The organism is Wolbachia endosymbiont of Atemnus politus, from assembly GCF_013309895.1.
The window spans coordinates 1-22,368 of record NZ_JAAXCS010000003.1 but is presented as its reverse complement, the minus strand read 5'-3'; the positions used below and the strand labels follow the sequence as shown (position 1 = coordinate 22,368).

The window sequence follows — 22,368 nt, the reverse complement described above, 5'->3', positions numbered from 1 at the left end:
GATTACTTTTTAAAGAAAGCGTCGATGCACGCATCACGAAAGGCTTCGTTTACATCAGGATGAGAGTGACAAATTCTGTATATGTCCTCTGCTGCTGCACCATATGCCATTGCGACTGCTGCTTCGTTAATTAGCGTATCAGCATATGCCCCTATGATGTGTACGCCCAGTATTGTGTCTGTGGTACTACAAGTCAGAACTTTCACGAATCCTTCGGCATCGTCAGTGATTTTTGCTCTGCCGTTTGCAGCAAATTGACATTTGCCAATTTTATACTTTCGACCAGCACTTTTCAGTTCTTCTTCGGTTTTACCGATTGAAGAAACTGCAGGGTGAGTGTAAATGACAGATGGTATAATTTCGTAATCAACGTGAGGTGACTGCCCTGCTATTACCTCTGCAACTGCCACTCCTTCTTCTTCTGCCTTATGAGCAAGCATTGCTCCACCAATTACGTCACCGATGGCAAATATTCCTTTCACGTTAGTTTCATACCTATCGTTAACTTGAATGAAGCCACGATCATCTTTCTCTATTTTTTCAAGACCTTCAATGCATGGTTTGCGACCTACTGCAATGAGCACCTTGTCTGCCTCTATAGCGTTTGTTTGGTTGTCTTTAGTAGAGCAAACTTTTACACTCAAAGAATTGCTACCTTGTTTTATCTCCTCAACTTTAGTACTAAGTAAAAATTTTATTCCTTGTTTTTGTAGACTAGAAAGCAAAGACTTACTTAATTCTCTGTCCATTGCTGCAGCGATTCTATCAAGGAATTCTACTACAGTAACTTCAGATCCTAATCTGCTCCATACAGAAGACATTTCAAGTCCTATTGCACCAGCTCCGATTACGACAAGTTTTCTTGGTACTTCAGTTAAAGATAATGCACCAGTGGAGGAAATAATGTTTTTCTCATCGATATTAATTCCTGGTAAAGAACTAACGTCAGAACCAGTTGCAATGACTATATTTTTTGTCTTCAGTGTTTTACCTTCAACTGAAACTTCAAGGCTACCTTGGTCAAAAGAAGTAATTTTCCCAGAACCATTGATTTTAGTGATCTTGTGAAGGTTAAAAAGATATTCTATTCCTTGTCCTAATTCTTTAACTCTGGCATCCTTGTATTCTAACATTTCTTTTAAATCAAAGCTTGTATCCTTAATTTTTATGCCAAGCTTTGACAGATCATTTTTCGTGTGAACGTATTGATAAGAGGAGTGAAGTAATGCTTTAGATGGTATACATCCAACTCGCAAACACGTACCGCCAAAAATGCTATTCTTATCTATGCAGGCAACTTTCAATCCAAGCTTTGCAGCAGCGATAGCACACTTGTAACCACCTGGACCACCACCTATAACAATCAGATCATAATCAGTCATAAAAAACAAACCTATTTTCTAGAGAATAAACACCATTTCCTTCAGTTGTTACATATATCTTGTCATAGGTAAACACTGGAGTATGAAACACATTACCAGGTATTTCGATTACTTTGCCTGTGCTTTCAGATCCAGGGAAAGCAAACATTGCCCCTTTATTACTTGTTACCCATAACGTATGAGCGTACATAATTGGAGCAAACAATTGCGTATTTTCTATTAAATCAGATGTCCAGACTGTTTCTCCGTTTTGTATGTCAATGCCAATTATTTTATTGTCTTTAGTCACTATAAAGATTCTACCACCAGCTCTTTGTTTCTCTGCAGGGATGAGAGGGCTATAATATGATTCAATGTCTGATACACTTTTTACTTGCAGTGGCTTTGACCATAGAATATCTCCTGATTCTATGTTAATACCATAAACACAAGAGTTGTTTGTAACTATTGAAATATCATCAAGCACTCTCGGTGTAGTGGTTATATCTGTAAGCTGTGTATCCAAAAGGTTTGTAGCCAATTTTTGGCTCCACAACTTTTTACCATCTTCACCGAAAGCTATTAACTCACCATTTGAAAATGGTGCTATTATTTTATCATCAGAAGTTGCAGGCGATACGGAATATAAACCTCGAATCTCATTAATACCGTTTTGATAACTCCAAACGGAACTACCATCTTTTATATCAAACGCATACAAATAGTTATCAATGGTCAACACTACCAATTTGTTATGTATTACTGCTGCTCTTCCTCTTGTTGGAGCTCTCAATTCTTTTTCCCATAAAATCTCACCAGTTTTTGCATCTATTGCGTGTAGAGTGTTATCCACTATAAAGAAAACATTCTTCCCGTGACACGATAGACTCATGTTGCCAATTTTTTTTCTGTGTGGAAGGTGCAATTTCCAATTGATAACCTTCGAGTTATCAACATCGAAGGAATACAAAGTGCCGTGTTTATCTGCCAGAATAACACTATTTTCCGTGAGCACTGGAGCCACATATCCTTGAGATAATTTTTTATCCACTAGGCTTATTCGCTCACTTGCCATTGTGTAGCAGCTACACAATAACATTACCATAACAATTATTACTTTCATTACTTATTGAATACAGGACTCTTAATATACATACTGGAAATCTTAATCACAATGAAAATGTTCTTATTGCACGTTGAAACATGAACAAAATATTATGTTATTATGTAAATAGTACATCTAACATGTTGGAATGACAAATCATTTTCAGCTATCTACTTTATTTTAATGTTGACACCATCCACATTTAACGAATTTCAATATATTTTAATGCTTTAGTGTTTCCAACTCAGGAAAATTATCGTCTTTATTTTTTATAGAGGAAGATGGTGCACTGTTTCCATTATCGCTTTTGATTGGAATAGTAGGTTGTGCCAAAGCAATTTTTATAACTTCATCAATGTTCTTAACAAAAACTACGTTGACCTTTTCCTTAATATTTGCTGGAATTTCTTGCATGTCCTTTTCATTTTCGCTAGGTATAATCACAGTCTTGATTGATCCTCTGAGTGCTGCAAGTAATTTTTCTCTCAGGCCTCCAATAGCTAAAACTCTACCACGCAATGTTACTTCACCCGTCATAGCAACACTTTTGTTAACTGGTATGTTTGTCATAAGAGAAACGATAGACGTACATACTGCACCACCAGCAGAAGGTCCATCCTTTGGTACAGCACCTTCAGGTATATGCAAATGTATATCATTATTTTGAAATTTTTCAGGTTTTATACCAAAAAACAGACAATTTGATCGAATATAACTATACGCAGCCTTTATAGATTCTTGCATAACCTCTCCAAGTTTTCCTGTATATTTTATCTCCCCTTTACCTGGAATCAGGACTGACTCTATCATTAAAATATCACCACCTGTTTCAGTATAGGCAAGTCCAGTTACTACTCCTACTAAACTCTCATTTTCTGCAATACCAAAGGTATATTTACGTACCCCTAAATAATCTTGCAAACTGTCAACCCCTATGGATATTTTCTTATTTTTATCGGTCAATATTTTTTTAACTGCTTTTCTCATGAGCTTTGCAAGCTCCCTTTCCATACTACGAACACCACTTTCACGTGTGTATAAGCGTATCAACTCATATAGTGCATCATTCGTTATACTCCATTCCTCCTGACGTAACCCATGCTCTTTCTTTAATTTTGGAATTAGATGATATTTAGCAATATTAATTTTTTCATCTTCAGTATAACCAGGTAATTGTATAATTTCCATCCTATCACGTAAAGGATGTGGCAAATTTAAGCTGTTTGCTGTAGCTACAAACATTACACTTGAAAGATCGAACTCAACTTCTAAGTAATGGTCTGTAAAGTGCTTATTGTGTTCAGTGTCCAAAACTTCAAGTAATGCAGATGCCGGATCACCACGTGAATCAGAACCCATTTTATCTATTTCATCAAGTAGAAAAAGAGGGTTGCATGAATTAGCTTTTTTCATGTGTTGAATGATTTTGCCAGGCATTGAACCAATATAAGTTTTTCTATGGCCACGTATTTCAGACTCATCACGCACACCACCAAGAGCTATGCGAACAAAATCTCTTCCTACCGCCCTTGCCATAGACTTAGCTAAAGAAGTTTTACCAACGCCAGGTGGGCCAACTAAGCAAAGTATAGGACCTTTTATCTCTCTTACTCTTTTTAACACTGCCAAAAACTCTATTATTCTATCTTTTACTTTCTCTATGCCATAATGATTTTCATCTAAGATTTTTTTAGCTGCATTTAAATTAATTTTTGCATCTTTGTATTTTCCCCATGGCAGATCAAGCAACCAATACAGGTAATTAGATATCACTGTAGCTTCAGGAGAAATGGGATTCATTTTCTTATATCTCTTCAACTCAGTCATAGCTTTCTCTCTTGCCTCCTGAGAAAGCTTTGTTTCATTTATTTTACCTTCAAATTCATTTATTATATTTCCCTCTTCCCCGTTCTCGAATTCACCTAATTCTTTCTGTATGGCTTTTAATTGTTCGTTAAGGTAGTAAGCTTTCTGAGTACTTTCAACTTGTGATTTAATCGTTTTATATAAACGGTTTTGTGCATTCAAAATACTTATTTCCCTCTCAATGAAAGTAAAAGTTTTCCTTAAACGTTCTCCAGGGTTATAAGTCTCAAGTATGCTTTGTTTATCTGACGCTTTTATATTTAAACATGAAACTATTGTGTCTACAAGCTGATCAATTTCCTTGATTTGATCGATTGGACTAACAATAATCTCAGGCTGAGTTTTCTTGTTCAGTTTACACCAGCTATCAAATGCATCTATAACAGATCGCCTTAAAGCTTCCAGATCAACATTATCCTCACCTTCCTCAGATTCATAACGACTATCTAATTCTACCATAGCTTGCAATAGAGTATGAGAATTGATATACTCTATAATTCTTCCTCTACTTATTCCTTGAACTACAACTTTTACTGCATTGTCAGGTAATTTTATTAATGGTTGTATAATATTTGCTAACACACCCACTTCATAAAGATCTTGTGGCTTAGGACTATCAATAGAGCCATCTTGCTGTGTCACAAGAAAAATCTCATTTTGACGGCTACTATTACTAATCGCATACTCCAGTGCATTAATAGATTTTTCTCTACCTATAAATAAAGGTACCACTACACTTGGAAAAATTACTACATCTCTCAAAGGTAATACTGGTAATGTAGCAAAACTAGAGTCTACATCACGTTCAATGTTCATAATATATGCCTCAAATTAATCATTGACTGTTATAATACCGCTTTTATTGTTATAATTAATCACTGCTTTTCCTAATTCTACCATTTCCTTAGTGATCATTATTGTACTACCTTCAAAGCCTCCGTTTCCAGCTGTATACATAACGTCAAGCAAGAGTGATTCTAAAATAGCACGCAACATTCTTGCACCTGTTTTATAACTTATAGCTTTTTCAGCAATAGCTGATATTGCTTCATCTGAAAACTCAAGGTTTACCTTACTAAATGCAAGTAATGCTTTATATTGTTTTATTAGTGCATTTCTTGGCTCTATCAACACATGCACTAAATCTTCATGATTTAACTCATCTAAAACAGCAGTTATTGGAACCCGCCCTACGAACTCCGGTATTAAACCAAACTTGATCAAATCTTCAGGTTGAACATCATGTAAAACATTCTTTTTTCTTTGCTCTTTAGATTGACTGATATCTGCTCCAAAGCCGACCGATGTTCCCTTTTTTCTCGCTTCGATGATCTTATCTAAACCTTCGAAAGCTCCTCCACAAATAAATAGTATGTTATTAGTATCTACTTGTACGAATTCTTGTTGTGGGTGTTTCCGCCCCCCCTGTGGTGGAACGTAAGCAACTGTGCCTTCCATAATCTTAAGCAGAGCTTGCTGAACTCCCTCGCCTGAAACGTCACGCGTTATCGAAGTACCTTCAGATTTTCTTGTGATTTTATCTATTTCATCTATAAACACTATACCACGCTGTGCCCTTGCAATATCATAATTTGCAGCTTGCAATAGACGTGACAACACGCTTTCCACATCATCACCTACATAACCCGCTTCAGTCAGAGTTGTCGCATCAGCCATAGCAAACGGTACATCTGAGACTTTAGCAAGTGTTTTAGCTAACAAAGTTTTACCAGAACCAGTAGGACCAATGAGCATTACATTAGATTTCTCGATTTCAACATCACTTATAGAGTGAAATTGTGCCATAGATTGGCAGTGGTTATACATAGCTACAGATAAAACATGCTGTGCGTGTTCTTGACCAACAACATGCTTGCTAAGAAAATTTTTTATATCTTTAGGCTTTTTTAGTAATAACTTTACATCAGACATATAATCTGAATTAAAAGACCCACCTTTCTTCTGACTTATTGCTTTATGAGACAACTCTATGCACTCATTACAAATAAACACTTTCAAACCGTCTGAAGAATTAGTTATTAACTTATCTACTTCGTTTTGTGCTTTGTTGCAAAAAGAACAGTGGTGTAAATCATCATTGTTGTCCATTAACTCACCTTTTGTTCAACTCTAATACTTTCAATTTTAATATCTTTGCGTTCAGCTATTACTCTGTCAACCAAGCCAATTTTCTTTGCCTCCTCAGGATCCATGAATTTATCCCTTTCCATCATTCCTTCAATTTTCTTTAGTGAATTTCCAGTATGTTTTTCATAAATCTGATTTAGCTTTTTCTTAACTCGCAAAATTTCATTAGCATGTATTTCTATATCAGTTGCCTGACCCTGATAACCACCGGACGGCTGATGTATCATAATTCTTGAATGAGGAAGAGAGTAACGTTTACCTTTTGTGCCAGCTGCAAGTAACAGAGAGCCCATAGATGCAGCTTGACCTATACATAAAGTTGAAACATCTGGCTTTATATACTGCATCGTATCATAGATCGATAAACCAGCAGTTACAACACCACCTGGTGAGTTAATATACATATAAATATCTTTATCAGGGTTTTCTGATTCTAAAAATAAAAGCTGTGCTACAATCACGCTGGCCATGTTATCTTCAATAGGACCAGTTACAAAAATTATTCTTTCTTTTACTAACCTTGAATATATATCATAAGCACGTTCACCACGACTAGTTTGCTCAATTACAATTGGTATAAGAGTCATACCCTTTCCTACTAAATATTATCAAATAATTCTTTTAACTCTTTCACAGAAACAATCTGCTCTTCTTTATTAACCTTCTCTATTATATAATCTGTAACTTTATGCTCAAGAGCTTGTCCTCTAACTAACTCTTGAAACTGCCTGTCTGACTTAAAATGCTTCATTACTCTATCAAACGGCACATTTTTACTGACATACTGATTTATAATAACACTCAAAATATCATTTTGAGTTAATGATATTTTATATTCTGTACTAAACTTCATAAACAACATTGCAAGCTTTACACGCCTTTCAGCTTCTTTATAAGAGTCATCTTTAGAGTTTAATTCCCTTTCCACTCTCTGTTGTTCTTGTTTTACCACGTCTGTAGGCAAATCAAAGCTATAACTAGCATCCAAACAATCAAATAGCTCCTTCTTAATTAAGAGATCTCTCATTTCTTTACACTGATCACCTATCATTTTTTTTGCATGATCTACTAGCAAAGAATAATCTTTAAAACCAAATCCCTTAGCCATTTCATCATCATTTCCAAAATCTTTTGCAACCTGAATATCATTAACTTGAACAGAAAAATTAGCTTCCTGGCCTGCAAGAGAAATAGCTTGGTAATCTTCAGGAAATTTCAACTTAAAGCTTTTTGTTTCTCCTTTTTTCATGCCAATCAATTGATCTTCAAAACCATTAATAAATGTACCGGACCCCAAAGTAACCTTAAAGTTCTTTTCACTTCCACCTTGAAAAAGCTTGTTCCTAATCCGCCCTTCAAAGTCAATTATCAGTTTATCCCCATTTTTCGCTTGATAAGAGGCATCATCAACAAAGATAAAATTAGGAAATTTTATCTTTATAGAGTCAATAAATTCCTTTATATCTTCCTCTTCGATTTTTACCTCAACTCTCTTTAAATTTATTTTATCAAGATCTATTGTTGGCACTTCTGGCATCGATTCAAAAGATAGTTTGTACACAAAATTGCCCTTCTCATCCTTTTTGTCCAGATCTGGTAATGATACAATATCAACCTTAGGATAAATGTGAGATTTAACTTCAATTTTTTTCATTAAATCACTCGAGCAATAGTCAATCGTACTGCTTACCACATATTCCAAAGCTTCGCCTTTATAATTAGTAGCAACAAGATCGTAAGGCGTCTTTCCAGACCTAAATCCAGGCAACTTTGCGTTTTTTGCTATTTCTTGTAATCTAGAACTCATTTTTTGTTCTATATAATCACTACTAACTGTGATTTCGTACTCATGCTTAAGTTTATCTACACTAAGCTCCTTATAGGTATATATGTTGCTTGACGTATCTACTTCAGCTGCATTTTGAGGTATATTACTAGACATTACAATCCATTTGTAAACATTTTAATTCATATCCTAATAAAGCCATTTTACCAGAATTTAAGTTAAATACAATCCTTAAGAATGGTTTTTTTACACAACTAAAAGTGTATTCAGAGATTATAAATTTTTTCTTAAAATACAATAGACTTCTTGCATAACTTAAACTAAAGGGCAAAAGAATCCATGTGGTATTTATATTTACTTTAAAATACCGGCTTTTTTATTCTAAACGCTAGCTGCTTTTTGCAATTAACCTCTAGCTATAAACATTAAGAAATTTACTTTCCATAAGATGGTGAAAGCCTCCACCTTCTAGGTGGAAAAACTTTAGTTTGTCAACGTCATAACTGTGCTTTATAAAGTATAGTTATGACAGAGTACGATAAAGGTAAGCACACAGTATTTTATCATAGGTACCATATAGTCTGGATCACAAAATATCGGTACAAAATATTAACTAGACCCATGAAGGAGAGGATTCGTATAGTTATCGCAGAAGTATCTGAAGAAATGGGGATTAAGATAGAAAATGGAATCTGACCATTTGCATTTATTCGTAGTAATACCACCTCATATAGCTGTCAGTGATTTTGTCCAAAGAGCTAAAGGTAGGTCTTCACGCAAAGTTCAACAGGAATTTCCAGAGCTAAAGAAAATATACTGGGGAAGGCGTTTTTGGGGAAGAGGGTACTTTAGTGCTACTAGTGACAGATGAGCTTATTAATGAGTATATCAATACACATACAGATGCTCATCAGCCTCACTATATATCCAGCATAAGATTGGAGTAGCTTTAGCTTATTACCGTGCTTCCAGCGCAATTTACAACCTTTCGGCTTCAGCCGATAGTGGTTGAGTAAATAGAAAAAAAGGCAAAAAAACCCCGTGATGCGAGTTTTGACCCTATAATACTGTAACTTGGCGCTGTAATAATGTGCTGACGCTTAGTTTAAGCGCGATTTTGGCTGCATGTGAAAAAATTTAAAAGACATGCAGCCCCAATAATTTATATAATCCGCCAATAAATACCTTAAGTTTTTTACTAAATTTTTGTCGTTGAATCCGCGCGGATCAAAAACAAGTTTTGAGTCAGAAATACCCTAATTGTCATGATAATAAGATTGGCGAGGGTTGTCAAGGAGTTTCTTCGTTCCGCCGAATGTGCTAAAGTTTGTTATACAAGAAGTCTACTGAAATTCTTAAATTTTTAGTGAATAGTAGTGAAGTTTTTTTACTCAAATTTAAGTGTCCATTGACAGTTTTTATTATAAATGCCAGAATAATAAGCTATTAATATTATTGTATTTTTTAATTTCTAATCCATAGTTAGCGTTTTACAGATCTGGTGTTAGCTATATCTACGTGCAGCTTCCTAAAAACTCTTTGTAATGGCTAAGTATAATATAAAATATGCTAATCAGGAATTTAATAAAACAGGCAACTCAGATAGGAAACAGTGAAGATATAGCACGATATATCGAGTATCTTTATCAGTTTGAGAAATTTAGGAACACGTTAAACCTCACTTTGTCACTAATAAAACAAAATAGGCTTTCGTTTGAAGTATACCAAGAGGGGTTAGTGGATACGGAAGAAGGAGTATGTAAGACAATCAAATCTTCTGGTGCAAATAGGTATATTATTGTGCTGAGAAGGTCAAATCCATATATTATAGTACATGAACTTTCACATATGGTTGAAAACGAGCTGAACTTAAGCTTAGAGCAGGAGTTTCTCTATAAAGTTTATCAGGATATTGAGCAGAACCTAAAGCGAGCAAATATTCTTGTACAGAAGATTATCGGTCAAGTTATATTTAAGGAGATACAAGCCTATCAAACTGCGAAGTCACGTGCATCGGAATTATTTGCACGCTACTTCGAGCTATTTGCTTGGGCTCAGGAGGTTTACCCTAAGGACAAAGAATATTTAATTCGCACTCAAGATTTGAACAAAGTATTTCTTGCTACTGATCAATGGAAAAAAAGTTGCCTAGATCCACAAACAATGGATAGAATAGATAAGGAAGTAAAGAAATACAGCTATAAAACTGCCATTCAAGACGTGACACAAGTAAAGAGTAGCTGGACTGGTAAGTTTTCTCCTGGGGGCAAAAAAATTAGTTCGATATTTGGAGACGATGATTAGCTTAGCATTTCAAAGTATAATTTTAGTAACCGAGTATAGATGAAAACCATTTTAGCCATTGAAACAAGTTGCGATGAAACTGCAGTGGCAGTTGTAAATAGTGATAAGCAAGTCCTTGCTCACGAAATTCTTTCTCAAACAGAGCACAAAAAATGCGGTGGGGTGATCCCCGAGATAGCTTCACGTGCTCATATGGAGCATTTGAGTGGTCTAATAAAAAGCGCTATAGACAAATCTAACCTTAACTTTTGTGATTTGGATGCCATTGCAGCAACATCAGGACCAGGACTTATAGGTGGATTAATAGTTGGCACAACGATGGCTAAAGCAATTGCACACGTAACACAAAAACCGTTCATTGCGGTTAATCACTTAGAAGCACACGCGTTGGTTATTAGGTTACTTTACGAGGTCAAATTCCCGTTTTTGGTCCTGTTAATATCAGGAGGCCACTGTCAATTTTTAATAGCACAGGATGTAGGTAAATACATTAAACTCGGAGAAACACTCGATGATTCGTTAGGGGAAGCATTTGATAAAGTTGCTAAGATGTTGGATTTAAACTATCCCGGAGGTCCAGTGATTGAAAAGTTAGCTAAAAAAGGCGATAGCACAAGATTTAAGCTTCCAAGGGCAATGATAAAACGTTCTGGATGTAATTTTTCGTTTTCTGGAATCAAAACAGCAGTAAGAAACTTAGTGCAAGAACTTAAAATGAGCGAGCAAGATGTGTGTGATGTATGTGCTTCGTTTCAAGAGTGTGTTAGCGATATATTACTCGATAGAGTCAGAAATGCGATCATTATGGCTGCATCTTTAAATATCAAAATCAGTGATTTTGTAATTACTGGTGGGGTTGCAGCAAATAATTTCCTGAGAGAAAAATTAAAGAGAAACATAAATTTAAACATATTTTTTCCCCCAAGCAACCTATGTACAGATAATGCAGTAATGGTTGGGTGGGCAGGAATCGAAAGGTTACAGAGAAATTATATAGATCCTCTCAATTTTGTACCAAGACCAAAGTGGGAGTTGGACAGTTATTGAGAATTCTCAACTCTGAATTAAGTAATGAAGCTCTTTTGATCCCATTGTTTATATTTTCTATCCACATAAGTTAATATTTTATTATATTAACTTAAAATAAGCTAGCTACCGTTATTAATATTTTTATAATAAAGATTGTATATGGTGCATGTAATCAAATTAAGAGGGAGATTGTGGAAATTACGCCATCAGCAAAAAAAGAATTAAAACAAAGTACACTTAAGGTGTGTATAGACAAATGCACAAGTGCATTTTGGTTTATCTTTTGGTTTAGTGCGGGAATCAATTTATTAATGTTATTTCTACCACTTTATACCTCTCAAGTGCTTGATCGTGTGATATCAAGCGAAAGCGTATCGACGCTAGTTATGCTGACAATCATTACCTTATCTGCATTTGCATGTTCTGCAATGCTTGAAACCTGTCGATATTTAGCCATGGCAAAAATCGGTGACTGGATCGATAAGACTGCAACACCAGACCTAATAGTAAGGTCAATTAGGCTAACATCAGTGCAGAGCTCAACTTCCAGTGGTGAAGCAATACGAGATCTCGGGGTGATAAAAAATTTCATTACAGGAAATGGCATATTCTCACTGTTTGATACTCCATGGTCGTTGATCTATTTGGTTGTAATCTTCATGATACATACCTCTACAGGGTTTATAGCTATTACCGGCATCATTATATTAGTCTCTATGGCAATATGGAATGAGCTTGCTACTAAACGTATATTGCAAGAGACTAACGAAGAAACTATACGGAATATCAATGCCATAGATGTTGCAACAAGAAATGCGGAGGTGGTTGAAGCTATGGGTATGTCAGAATTCATAGTCTCGGATTGGTGTAACCGTAACGATCAGAACCGCATGATGCAAATCAAAGCACAGAATCGTTCTAATGTAATTACTGGAATTACTAAGTTTTTGCGCTCGACTCTGCAAATATCAGTGATCGGAACGGGTGCACTACTTGCAATTACAGCCCATAAGACTGCCGGTAGCATCATTGCTGCCTCAATTTTGATGGGTAGGGTATTAGCCCCATTTGATGCAGCAGTTCATACTTGGAAATTTTTAAATCAAGCCAAAATGTCATATGGGAGGTTACAAAGGCTTGTATTAACATCGCCAAAAAGAGAACAAACTATGGCTCTACCAGAACCTGAAGGAAAACTGGAATTTGATAGAGTGTTTTTTACTCCTTATGGGAGCAATAAGCCAACAATTAAGGGAATATCATTTGTTATAGAGCCCGGAGATGTAGTTGGTGTTATTGGTGCAAGTGCTTCCGGTAAATCAACCATTGCAAAGCTAACTGTTGGCGTATGGAAACCCATATCTGGTGTAGTCAGATTAGATGGCGCTGATGTATACACTTGGGATCGAGAAAATTTTGGTAATTATGTTGGTTACTTGCCTCAGGACATTGAATTGTTTAACACCAGTATCAAAGCTAATATTGCTCGCATGAGACCAGATCCAAATCCTGAAGAAATAATCAAAGCAGCAAAAATTGCAGGAATACATGAATTAATACTAAGCCTGCCAAACGGATATGATACAACAATAGGAAGCTTTGGAGTAACGCTCTCTGGCGGTCAAAAACAGCTTCTTGGACTTGCCAGAGCTTTTTATGGTCACACAAAACTTTTAGTGCTTGATGAACCAAATGCCAACTTAGATAGCAGTGGAGAGGCATGTTTAATTAATGCAATCAATGTTGCAAGAAAGCAAAATACCACCACTATTATCATAACTCATAAACTGCCATTATTATCTGTGGTTGATAAAGTGATCCTCATGTCAGAAGGTGTTATTTATGCTATGGGACCAAGAGATGAGATTTTAAGCAAACTAGTTGCTCCATCATCAGATACCACAGAAGATAAACGTTCTTCAGCAAGTGGTTAGTTATTTCTTTAGATTTTGGTAAACTTGTTTTGAAGAAAATACCGTAGTTGAAAAACAATAAGCGAGTATTTTAACGAACCGACGACTGTACCTTTAAAGGTGCTCATTTTTTACCTCACGTATTAACGCAGTACTAACAATATTATAGATTAATAGCTTATGTCAATTAAAATAATAAAATAAATTTTCTTAGTTTTGTTTTACAAATAGGTTAATGTTAGTACTAAGTTTATCAAAAAATTATAATATAAGTGATATTGTTGTAGAGATTTATAACAATATTTCCCTGTAACGTTTAATGAATTTCAATAAATTGCTTTTTTAATTATGGATAAATATACGTTCTGTTAATATGTTTAGTTTAAAATCCAAAAGCGGGTTCATGCTTTCTATTGGAGAAGGAGGTATAATATTACTATATTTCAAAAATAACACTTTAAATAAAAGATATTTTATTAAGGACAAAAATGATAAAGCGGTGCCTGATTTGATTTCATGTCTTGCATCAGATAAAAAAGCACCTTTATATCTGGTGCTCAATCATGTAGACCAGAATTATTTGCTACAGTCCATTCCAAGAGTAAATAGGATCAGTGCCTATCTATCAGCAAAGGCAAAGATGGAACATTTTGCTCGCAATAACGACATAGGCTCAGTTTTTTTGGTTGAGAAGCTAAACAAATTTAACCAAAACTGGTATTATCTTCTCGTTTCATCAAAAGCAAAGCATTTAGTGGAATATTGGTTAAATGTATTTGTAGAGATAGGCTCTAACTTTAAGGGTATATTAATGCTTCCAATAGAAATAAATAATATAGCAAAAAAGGTTTTTTATAAAGATCCTAATAATTGGAAAATTATAGTTGTTGCAACCAAAACTGGAGGCTATAGACAAGTGGTTTTTAAAGGGAATAAAATGGTATTTACGCGTTTAGTGCCGTTTACTAATGATAGTCTACCAGGAATTATTGCCGGTGGAATATATCAAGAAGTGCGGAATACTATTCGATCTTTAACTAAGTTTGGCCTTAAGAAGAGTGACCCTATTGATCTTTGTATGGTAGTACCAGAAAATATTAAAACTAGTTTATCAGTCATAAATTTTTCAGAGAATAGCGTTAGCATATTAACTCCATATGAGTTAAGCAAATTACTAGGATCAGAGTTAGTTGTAAGTGAAAAGGACAGTTTCTGTGATACCATAATTCTATTTCACAGTTTTAAGAGTGAACCAGCGGCTGTTTTCAATACAAAAGAAACTAAAGAATTTTATCTACTAAATTACCTTTGCTTAAACTCTCCTCGGATTTTTCTATACTTTGCTTCAACTTTTATTATAGTCAACATCCTTTATTTGCTAAATTTGTACTCAAATCTTAATGCTGCTGGTAATTTATTAACAAAAAAGGAAGCCTTGGATAATCAATTAATAAAGCTCAGCCAAAGCTATAATGTGAAGAAAATAGATGAAGTTTACGATTTTATTAATATCAATAACATTTTATCTAAGATGGAATATTCTCCTCTTGTACAAGTGAGATATGCAGAAAGATTGAAAGTACCAGGTGTAGAACTTCTATCATTTGAGTGGAATTATAATGAGGCGAAAAATTATATTACTACAGCTTTGAGGTTTAACTTTCAACCTGGTAATGATGTTTCTTATCAATACAAGGAACTACGAAAAAAATTAAACAACAATTTTCGCACCTATGACATTAATATTTCTAGTTTGCCTGCCACTAAAAAGCAAAATATATCTATTGGTGTTAAAATAGGAGAGGCTATGTAAATAATGAACATTTTTCAGTTAAAAAGAAGAGTTGTAATTCAGCTTGTATTTTACTTGTTGTTGTCTATTGGATTAGTAGGGTCGTTAACTTATATTGTTATTTATAACAAAAGAGTATATAGTAAAAATCAAAATGCCGTTGATGAAATACGTTCTATAAATTTACAAATCACCGAGGCTCAAAAAAAGGAAGTTATTTTAAATAAAAACTTAAATTTGTGGAAAAAAATTTCTTCTTCAAATCTACATAACAGTAGATATATCGCAAATTTGAATTTCGAGCTTAGTAAGCTGTACAAAAAATACTATATATTAGAACCTGAAATATCAATTTCTATACCTGAGGAAGTTGAATTACACAGTAAAAGTGAACGCACCAAGGTGATAAAAAGTGAAGTTACCCTAAGTTTTAGTTCAATCAGCGATAAGCATATTTTTTTATTTTTACAGTCTATTCCAGGCTTACCTGGTTATGTTGTGATTAAATCTCTTGTCCTGAATAAAGAGAGGAATATTGACACTGTAACTATGAATCAGATTTTAAATGGTAATATGATAGAGATAGTGAGAGCTAATATAGTCTTTGACTGGTACACTATACTGAGCAGATGAGATAATGAAGATAAAGCTATTTTTTACTTTTACTCTATTATTTTTCAAGGTTGATGCATATTGCAACTGTAAAGGCATTATAGAGAGTATAGAAATTTGCAAAGAATATACTTGTCGGCAATATATTGGTAATGAAGACTTTATCGAGCATAGAATACTAGGATTAAACAGCAAGGGTTTGTGTATATATATAGAAAAACAAGACAATGATGAAATGGTTTGTCATCACTCTAAGCATGGAATGATGATGGAAAAAAAATATTTCGAAAGCATTTTCAAAATTGGCAATCAAGAAATTGACGATTTGATTGATATAACGAACTTACGTGCAAAAGAATGTTTCTTTATCAACGGTCAAAAGACAAGCCATACGGATCGGGATGACATAATAAGGGAAGCAATAGAGAGCGACCTTGACGTTTTATCACAATACAATGATATAAAAAGCGTTTTTTTTTAATGAGGAATCAGTTAGTAAGATGGTCAGTGAAATGGAAAAGTTTCACTTACGTTCTTCAAGAGCGGCCAAAGATAGGGTTTTAGACAATTTTAATTGTAAAGTAGTAAGTTTAGATTCGATTTTATACTTTGCTTCTGATACATGGAAAATATGGGTGAATGGGAGGCTGTTTTCGAACGCTAAGGATTTAAAAGTTCATTCAGTGACTGAAAACTATGTAACTTTTGTATGGATTGTAGACCAAAAAGTAATAAAAAAGCGAGCGAATAATTCTCAGAATGTATTATATAGGAAGACAAGAAAGGGGCTGTTAGCAAGAGAAAAAAAGAAGGAAAATCAGGAATTATGAACAAGAAGGCAGTCGTTGAAAATGTCTAAAGTAATTTAGATTTACAGATCTTCCTACTATGTGTTAACGACGCAGCTATAGTACATTTTCATCTGTACTTCTCATACACAACTGCGCAGCTTGATTATTGTTGAGGCTCACATGCACATTTTAATTATTCATGGAAATAAAAAAGTCAGCATTACTTTTTGTTAAAAGTAATTTGTCGCGCAAAAACTCCATTGCTTCAACAGATCCCATAGGATTCAATATCCTACGCAGCACCCATATTTTATTTAATATAGCCTTATCAATTAACAGTTCTTCCTTTCTAGCATCCATATTTTATTTAATATAGCATTATCAATTAACAGCTCTTCCTTTCTAGTTTTTCTTTATCAACGGTCAAAAGACAAGCCATAAGGATCAAGATGACATAATAAGGGAAGCAATAGAGAGCGACTTTGACGTTTTATCACAATACAATGATATAAAAAGCGTTTTTTAATGAGGAATCAGTTAGTAAGAGGGGGGTAGCTGGGAATATTCGCTTATCAGCAAGTTTCCTGTCGAGTATAATTTCAGCATTACCCGTACCTTTGAACTCTTCAAAAATCACGTCATCCATCTTTGAACCAGTTTCTACAAGAGCAGTAGCAATTATTGTCAAAGAATCGCCATTTTTGATGTTGCGAGCAGCTCCAAAAAAGCGTTTTGGTCTTTGCAGCGCGTTTGAATCTACACTACCTGTTATAACTTTTCCAGAAGAAGGAATAACCGCATTGTAAGCACGTGCAAGACGGGTTATAGAGTCGAACAGAATTATAACATCCTTTTTATGCTCAATCATTCATTTAGCTTTTTCTATTACTATTTCAGCAAGTTGTACGGGACGGTAAGCAGGCTCATCAAATGTGGAACTTACTACTTCACCCTTTACGGAGCGCATCATATCTGTCACTTCCTCGGGCCTTTCATCTATGAGTAGCACTATTAGTTCTATTTCAGGATGATTCGTGGCTATATAATGAGCCATCTGCTGGAGTAATATAGTTTTTCCTGTGCGAGGTGGAGCGACTATTAATGCTCTTTGTCCTTTTCCAAGAGGTGCAACTATATCCACAGCACGCATGCTCATATCTTTTTTATTATCTCCACTGGTGTTGTATTCAAGAATTACACTCCCCTCAGGATAAAGAGGAAGTAAATTGTCAAAGTGAACATACTTTCTGATTTCACTTACTTCAGTACTTTGGACTTTAGTTAAAGTAAAATATCTTTCCTTATCACCAGGTGGCCTGATTTCTCCACATACCATGTCCCCTCTACGCAAATTGAACTATTTTATCTGTCCATTGGAAATATACACGTCGTCAGTACTCGGAGCATAATTAGCACTTGTTGAGCGTAAGAAACCGAAACCATCAGGTAATATTTCAACTATTCCGCTTCCTATAGTAATGCCTCCTTCTTCGCTCATTTTCTTTATTAAGCTGAATATCATCTCCTGTTTCAGCATTCTGCCATTACCTTTACCATTAGTTGAAATTTTCCTTTCTTCAGCTGGATCCAAAAATTCTTCTGCTGTTTTTTTTCTCAGTTCACTTAGATCTAGTGCTTTTCTGTTTTCTTTTACACCTTCATTTGTTGTTTTTTTTTTGTCATATCATTATAGGAAATTTGCTCACTTTTTTCTACTGATTCTAGTTCAGTTGTAACCTTTTCTTTTGCTAAAACATCTTCATTGATTGCTGTCATAGTCCTCCAAAAACTTTAATTGATACCTAAATCGTGGCTACAAGACAATAAATTAGACTGGTCCAGTAAATATCAAACTCAATTGCTATTAATCTTTAACTAATATTATACCAATACACATTAGCAAGTCAAGTCAAGTTAATTTAATATTAATATGAGAACCAGTTCGAAAAACTTTAATAATTTTCCTTGTTGTTTTTTAACCTTTCTAGTTTCTCTTCTTTTATTTTTGCTTTTTCTATTTCCGCTTCTAAATTCTCTTGACTACATAAGCCAAGCAGTACGGGATCTTGGGGTTTTATATTTTGCATATTATAATGAGATCCACCTCTTGTTGTACTGATTAACTTAGCTATAACATTGTTGTCCAAAATAGGAAACGTTTTTATTAAATAATAAATCTCATCAGACTTATCCCTACGCCTTGCCACAGAAGCAATGTTACCAATCGATTTACTTCTTTTATTTAAGTTTTATGCAATTAAACTTGGAATACGATTTGGATTTTTTTACAGTTATCAATTTCTTTTTCAGTTATTATTCCAAATATAATAGGATTACATCTTTCGACATCTATTTCTTCATCGGCTATATCTTGCACTTCTTCAAGAGATAACTTACAACTTTGCGCTATTTGATTAAAAGTTAAAGCAGTATTATCCACTAGCCAAGCGGCTACATGCGTGTGAAACTTTTTATTTTTATCATTATTACCTTTTAAAAAGTTCTTTCGACATCAGACCCCAATTTTAAATTGTTGTTATGTAGAGCTAGAATATAAGCTATTAAAATTAAAAAAGCATTAATTTTGTCACTAAATGATATCTTCGTCTTTAGTTTTAGTAAGTAACTAGGCATATTTTAAGTGACTTAAAAGAATATTGCCTCTCTTTAGATTAAGCGCATACTCCCATTTACACTGAAGAGTAAATTTTGAACTCAATATATTATACTATTATACGTAATAGCTAGCAGATTTACAAGGACTAAGTTTTCGCTATAATTAATCACTAATTAACTTTTACGTTTATGAATGTTAAAATTTTTTTCACCAAAGTAACCGTGGTCGTTTTGCTTGCTTATTAAGCTTTATGGGAGTTGGTAACCTTCTATCAGATAATAGTGAGAAAGAGGAAGTAGCTAGAGTTGGAAAAGAAGTTATAACATTAGATGAGTATAAATCGTTATATCAAAATTTATGGAAAGCCGATTTCTGGATCTGATGTTAGTAAAGAACAGGTGAAAAGGTTGAAGTATAATTTACTTAATGCACTTATAGAACAAAAACTATTGTTTAACCTAATTAGCGATCTGGGATTGGTGATTGGAGAAGAATCTATAAAAGACCATATTAGTAACACCAAGTACTTCCAAGACGATAATGGAGAATTTGACAAAGAGAAATTTTACGAAACACTCCTTCTTATTCTTCTTCCTTATCCCTTGGCTAAGCCAGTTCATAAAGGTTTGAGTCCTTGAGTGCTTGTATGACTTGAGTTGGTGCTCTGTATAAATCTTCTTTGCATAAACCCATACAAAGAAGTAGATGTTCAGGAGTAGCGCTTTCCCTATTGCAGTTGTTACAAAGAGGAAATTGTTTTCTCCCATTCTTGAATATCAATGGCCTGGTGTGTCCCACTTTGAGACGCGATAGAGCTGTGTTGTCTTTTCTATTAAGGTTAAGCTTAATAGATTCACCAGGAACTTGTCCACAGTACCAGTGATGTTTTAATCCAGTTTTCCAGGTTGTATAGAGTAGATGCTTTTTGTGGGATAATAATTCTTCAAAGGACACCTGGACACCTGAAGAGGGATCTGATGTCAAGCCTTCAGCGCCTGCCTTAGCAAGTGCATCAGCTTTTTCATTTCCTGGTATCCCCACATGAGCAGGAACCCAGTGAAGACAGATATTGCTCTCAGGATGTAGTCTGTTAAGGTTTTTGGCTATTTTGATTAGGATATCTTCTCGTCTTGTAAAGCAATTATCAATTGCACTGAGAGCCGCTCTGGAGTCCGAAAAGATATGGCAAGTTATCGGTGTGTCTTTATTGATTTTTATAATGGCTGTGTTAATGGCATTCAGCTCAGCTTTGTAGATAGAAATGCCTTTTGGATTACTTATGCTTATTTCAACTGTTTGGTTCCCATCTCTAATATAGACACCACTGCCTGACCTGTTGTCTCCAAGTAAACTTCCATCTGTATATATGAAAATGCTGTTTTGGTCTATTTCAGATATGAGTTGCAATGTTACATTTTTTAGATAAGCACAAAACACTAAATAGTATGAATATAGGAAGACCGAGGAAGACTATGTAGTAAAGCTGGAAACAATTGAGCCTGCAATAATGTTTATGACCTCATTATTTAAAGATAATTATCCAGTTACCTTTGGTGAGAAAATTGATCAGCAGATCAATAACTAAAGATGCAGTTACAAATATCCCTGAACCAGATGATAAAACCATACTTGACTTGTATGACAAAAATCAGTCCCTTTTTTATTATCCTGAATATCGAACTACGCAATATATTTCTTTAGGTCAAAAATATTTTGAAAACCAAATTCAGATCTCAGATGAAAAGATTAACAATATAATTGAACAACAGGAGCTCAAAGATCAGAGAGATATATTTAACATAATATTTCAAACTAAAGAAGAGGCCGAAGAGGCAATAAAAGCATTTGAGGAAGGGAAAGTAAGCTTTGAGCAGATAGTAGAAGAGTTTGGTAAAACAAAACTTGAGGAAACCAGGATAAGCAATATAACCATGGATTTCCTGCCGGAGGATATGAGAGAAAAGGTATTTGCTCTCAAAGCAGGTGAAGTGAGCGAAATTTTAGCGAGCAATTTTGGTTGGATATAATAAGGTCGAAAATGGTAAACCAAATCTCTGATAAAACTTGACTAACTTAAGAAAAGACATAAAGACAATTTTAACCAACCAAATGTCTTTTGAAAAGTCAATGATTTCATAAATTAGTAAATTACATAGATACAATGGTGCAACGATTGAGTAAATATCCAGTGAATACAATTTGCCTATACAAACCATTGGTCCAGTAGATGCGAGTGGAAAAGATCAAAGTGGTAATAGTGTGGGAAATTCTAATGATTTGATTTCCTTCATCTTTTCGCGAGAAAAAGACCAAAAAGGTTATTTTAAAGGCGTTGGTGATACAGTTGTCAATGTAAAAATCACCGATATAATTCCACCTAAGCTGCAAAGTTTTGAAGAAGGCAGGGCATCAGTGGTAGACCTTTGGCATAATGGGTTTATAAAAGAACAAATGTTTAAGATTGGAGGAGAAATCGCAGCTCAACTTAAAGAAAAAGCGGATTTCGAGAAAACTCAAGGTGTAGAACTAATCAAAGGAAAGCAGATATAACGCAATGATATTGAATGATAAAATTACCCTTTTTCTTTTATAGAAGAGATTTTTAATATGAAAACGACCGGTTCAGTGACAGACCCTATTCAATATGATAATGACATTATAATAGGCGTTCTAAAAGAAATGTATTCATCAAGTGGCAAGTTAAACACATTTGATACTGGAAAACGCGTGATGATATCGCTAAAAGAACAATTTATTAGCTATCTAGAGTCAAAATGTAAGGTCTAAGTTAACCACGCTATACTTAATGGTAAATCAAATTAATTAGGCCATTTTGGCAGTAAATGATAAATAATAATTTTATATATTGCAAAGTAACATCGAAGAAAGAATTAAAAAAATTGTCTTGACCGGGACTTGAACCACGGACCCACCGATTACGCGTCGGCTGCTCTAACCAGTTAAGCTATCAAGACACCTCTCAACGATGCCAAATTGCAATATATAAAGAGGAAATATTAATAACAGTTTTCATCCTAGAATGA

12 protein-coding genes, 1 tRNA gene and 7 pseudogenes are annotated in these 22,368 nt (G+C 34.5%); 9 read left to right on the top strand and 11 right to left on the bottom strand.

The features are described 5' to 3' along the window. Positions 1-2: 2 nt before the first annotated feature. From lpdA to tig, 6 genes are all read right to left on the bottom strand, one after another. Positions 3-1,382 (bottom strand): dihydrolipoyl dehydrogenase, encoded by a 1,380-nt coding sequence (gene lpdA / locus HET73_RS00415; RefSeq protein WP_174132832.1) that lies wholly within the window; start codon positions 1,380-1,382, stop codon positions 3-5. Beyond that, the gene (locus HET73_RS00410) at positions 1,375-2,484 is read right to left on the bottom strand and encodes an outer membrane protein assembly factor BamB family protein (protein ID WP_174132831.1); all 1,110 of its coding nucleotides are present in this window, start codon (positions 2,482-2,484) and stop codon (positions 1,375-1,377) included. The genes lpdA and HET73_RS00410 overlap by 8 nt, the downstream gene beginning before the upstream one ends. A 204-nt stretch (positions 2,485-2,688) precedes the next feature. Continuing rightward, on the bottom strand, positions 2,689-5,148 hold the full coding sequence (gene lon / locus HET73_RS00405; RefSeq protein WP_174133865.1) for an endopeptidase La: 2,460 nt from the start codon (positions 5,146-5,148) through the stop codon (positions 2,689-2,691). A gap of 15 nt (positions 5,149-5,163) precedes the next feature. Further along, positions 5,164-6,441, bottom strand: coding sequence for an ATP-dependent Clp protease ATP-binding subunit ClpX (gene clpX / locus HET73_RS00400; protein ID WP_174133864.1), 1,278 nt, complete (start codon positions 6,439-6,441; stop codon positions 5,164-5,166). Then, the gene (gene clpP / locus HET73_RS00395; protein WP_174132830.1) at positions 6,441-7,067 is read right to left on the bottom strand and encodes an ATP-dependent Clp endopeptidase proteolytic subunit ClpP; all 627 of its coding nucleotides are present in this window, start codon (positions 7,065-7,067) and stop codon (positions 6,441-6,443) included. Before clpP ends, clpX begins: the two co-directional genes overlap by 1 nt. An 11-nt stretch (positions 7,068-7,078) precedes the next feature. Continuing rightward, positions 7,079-8,422: a trigger factor gene (gene tig / locus HET73_RS00390; protein ID WP_174133863.1), complete on the bottom strand. Its 1,344-nt coding sequence runs from the start codon at positions 8,420-8,422 to the stop codon at positions 7,079-7,081. A gap of 369 nt (positions 8,423-8,791) precedes the next feature. Between tig and tnpA the strand changes: the two are divergent. From tnpA to HET73_RS09245, 7 genes and pseudogenes are all read left to right on the top strand, one after another. Next, positions 8,792-9,213 (top strand): annotated as a pseudogene (gene tnpA / locus HET73_RS10035) (IS200/IS605 family transposase). A gap of 619 nt (positions 9,214-9,832) precedes the next feature. Next, positions 9,833-10,570: a WD_0702 family putative metalloprotease gene (locus HET73_RS00380; RefSeq protein ID WP_174132821.1), complete on the top strand. Its 738-nt coding sequence runs from the start codon at positions 9,833-9,835 to the stop codon at positions 10,568-10,570. A gap of 39 nt (positions 10,571-10,609) precedes the next feature. Next, the gene (tsaD, locus tag HET73_RS00375; protein WP_174133862.1) at positions 10,610-11,617 is read left to right on the top strand and encodes a tRNA (adenosine(37)-N6)-threonylcarbamoyltransferase complex transferase subunit TsaD; all 1,008 of its coding nucleotides are present in this window, start codon (positions 10,610-10,612) and stop codon (positions 11,615-11,617) included. 173 nt (positions 11,618-11,790) lie between these two features. Then, positions 11,791-13,533, top strand: coding sequence for a type I secretion system permease/ATPase (locus HET73_RS00370; RefSeq protein ID WP_174132823.1), 1,743 nt, complete (start codon positions 11,791-11,793; stop codon positions 13,531-13,533). 352 nt (positions 13,534-13,885) lie between these two features. Next, positions 13,886-15,325 carry a hypothetical protein gene (locus HET73_RS00365; protein WP_174133861.1) on the top strand — a complete coding sequence of 480 codons (1,440 nt, stop codon included), beginning with the start codon at positions 13,886-13,888 and terminating at the stop codon, positions 15,323-15,325. 3 nt (positions 15,326-15,328) lie between these two features. Beyond that, positions 15,329-15,937, top strand: a complete 609-nt coding sequence (locus HET73_RS00360; RefSeq protein WP_174132824.1) for a hypothetical protein — start codon at positions 15,329-15,331, stop codon at positions 15,935-15,937. A gap of 4 nt (positions 15,938-15,941) precedes the next feature. After that, positions 15,942-16,680, top strand: a pseudogene (locus tag HET73_RS09245) (hypothetical protein); the annotation flags it as partial. Between the two features lie 216 nt (positions 16,681-16,896). Here the strand turns inward: HET73_RS09245 and HET73_RS00350 are convergent. The 3 pseudogenes from HET73_RS00350 to HET73_RS09240 form a co-directional block, all read right to left on the bottom strand. Continuing rightward, a pseudogene (locus tag HET73_RS00350) lies at positions 16,897-17,064 on the bottom strand (transcription termination factor Rho); the annotation flags it as partial. A gap of 196 nt (positions 17,065-17,260) precedes the next feature. After that, positions 17,261-18,483, bottom strand: a pseudogene (gene rho, locus HET73_RS00345) (transcription termination factor Rho); the annotation flags it as partial. 176 nt (positions 18,484-18,659) lie between these two features. Then, positions 18,660-19,201 (bottom strand): annotated as a pseudogene (locus HET73_RS09240) (cell cycle transcriptional regulator TrcR); the annotation flags it as partial. A gap of 311 nt (positions 19,202-19,512) precedes the next feature. Here HET73_RS09240 and HET73_RS09235 point away from each other — a divergent pair. Next, positions 19,513-19,902: pseudogene (locus HET73_RS09235) on the top strand (SurA N-terminal domain-containing protein); the annotation flags it as partial. 28 nt (positions 19,903-19,930) lie between these two features. Here HET73_RS09235 and HET73_RS00330 read toward each other — a convergent pair. Continuing rightward, positions 19,931-20,731, bottom strand: a complete 801-nt coding sequence (locus HET73_RS00330; protein WP_174133860.1) for a ribonuclease H family protein — start codon at positions 20,729-20,731, stop codon at positions 19,931-19,933. A 52-nt stretch (positions 20,732-20,783) separates the two neighbouring features. On the opposite strand from HET73_RS00330, the pseudogene HET73_RS09230 reads away from it, so the two are divergent. Next, positions 20,784-22,111 (top strand): annotated as a pseudogene (locus tag HET73_RS09230) (peptidyl-prolyl cis-trans isomerase); the annotation flags it as partial. Between the two features lie 114 nt (positions 22,112-22,225). On the opposite strand, the gene HET73_RS00320 reads toward HET73_RS09230, so the two are convergent. Continuing rightward, positions 22,226-22,299, bottom strand: a tRNA-Thr gene (locus tag HET73_RS00320). Positions 22,300-22,368 lie beyond the last annotated feature (69 nt).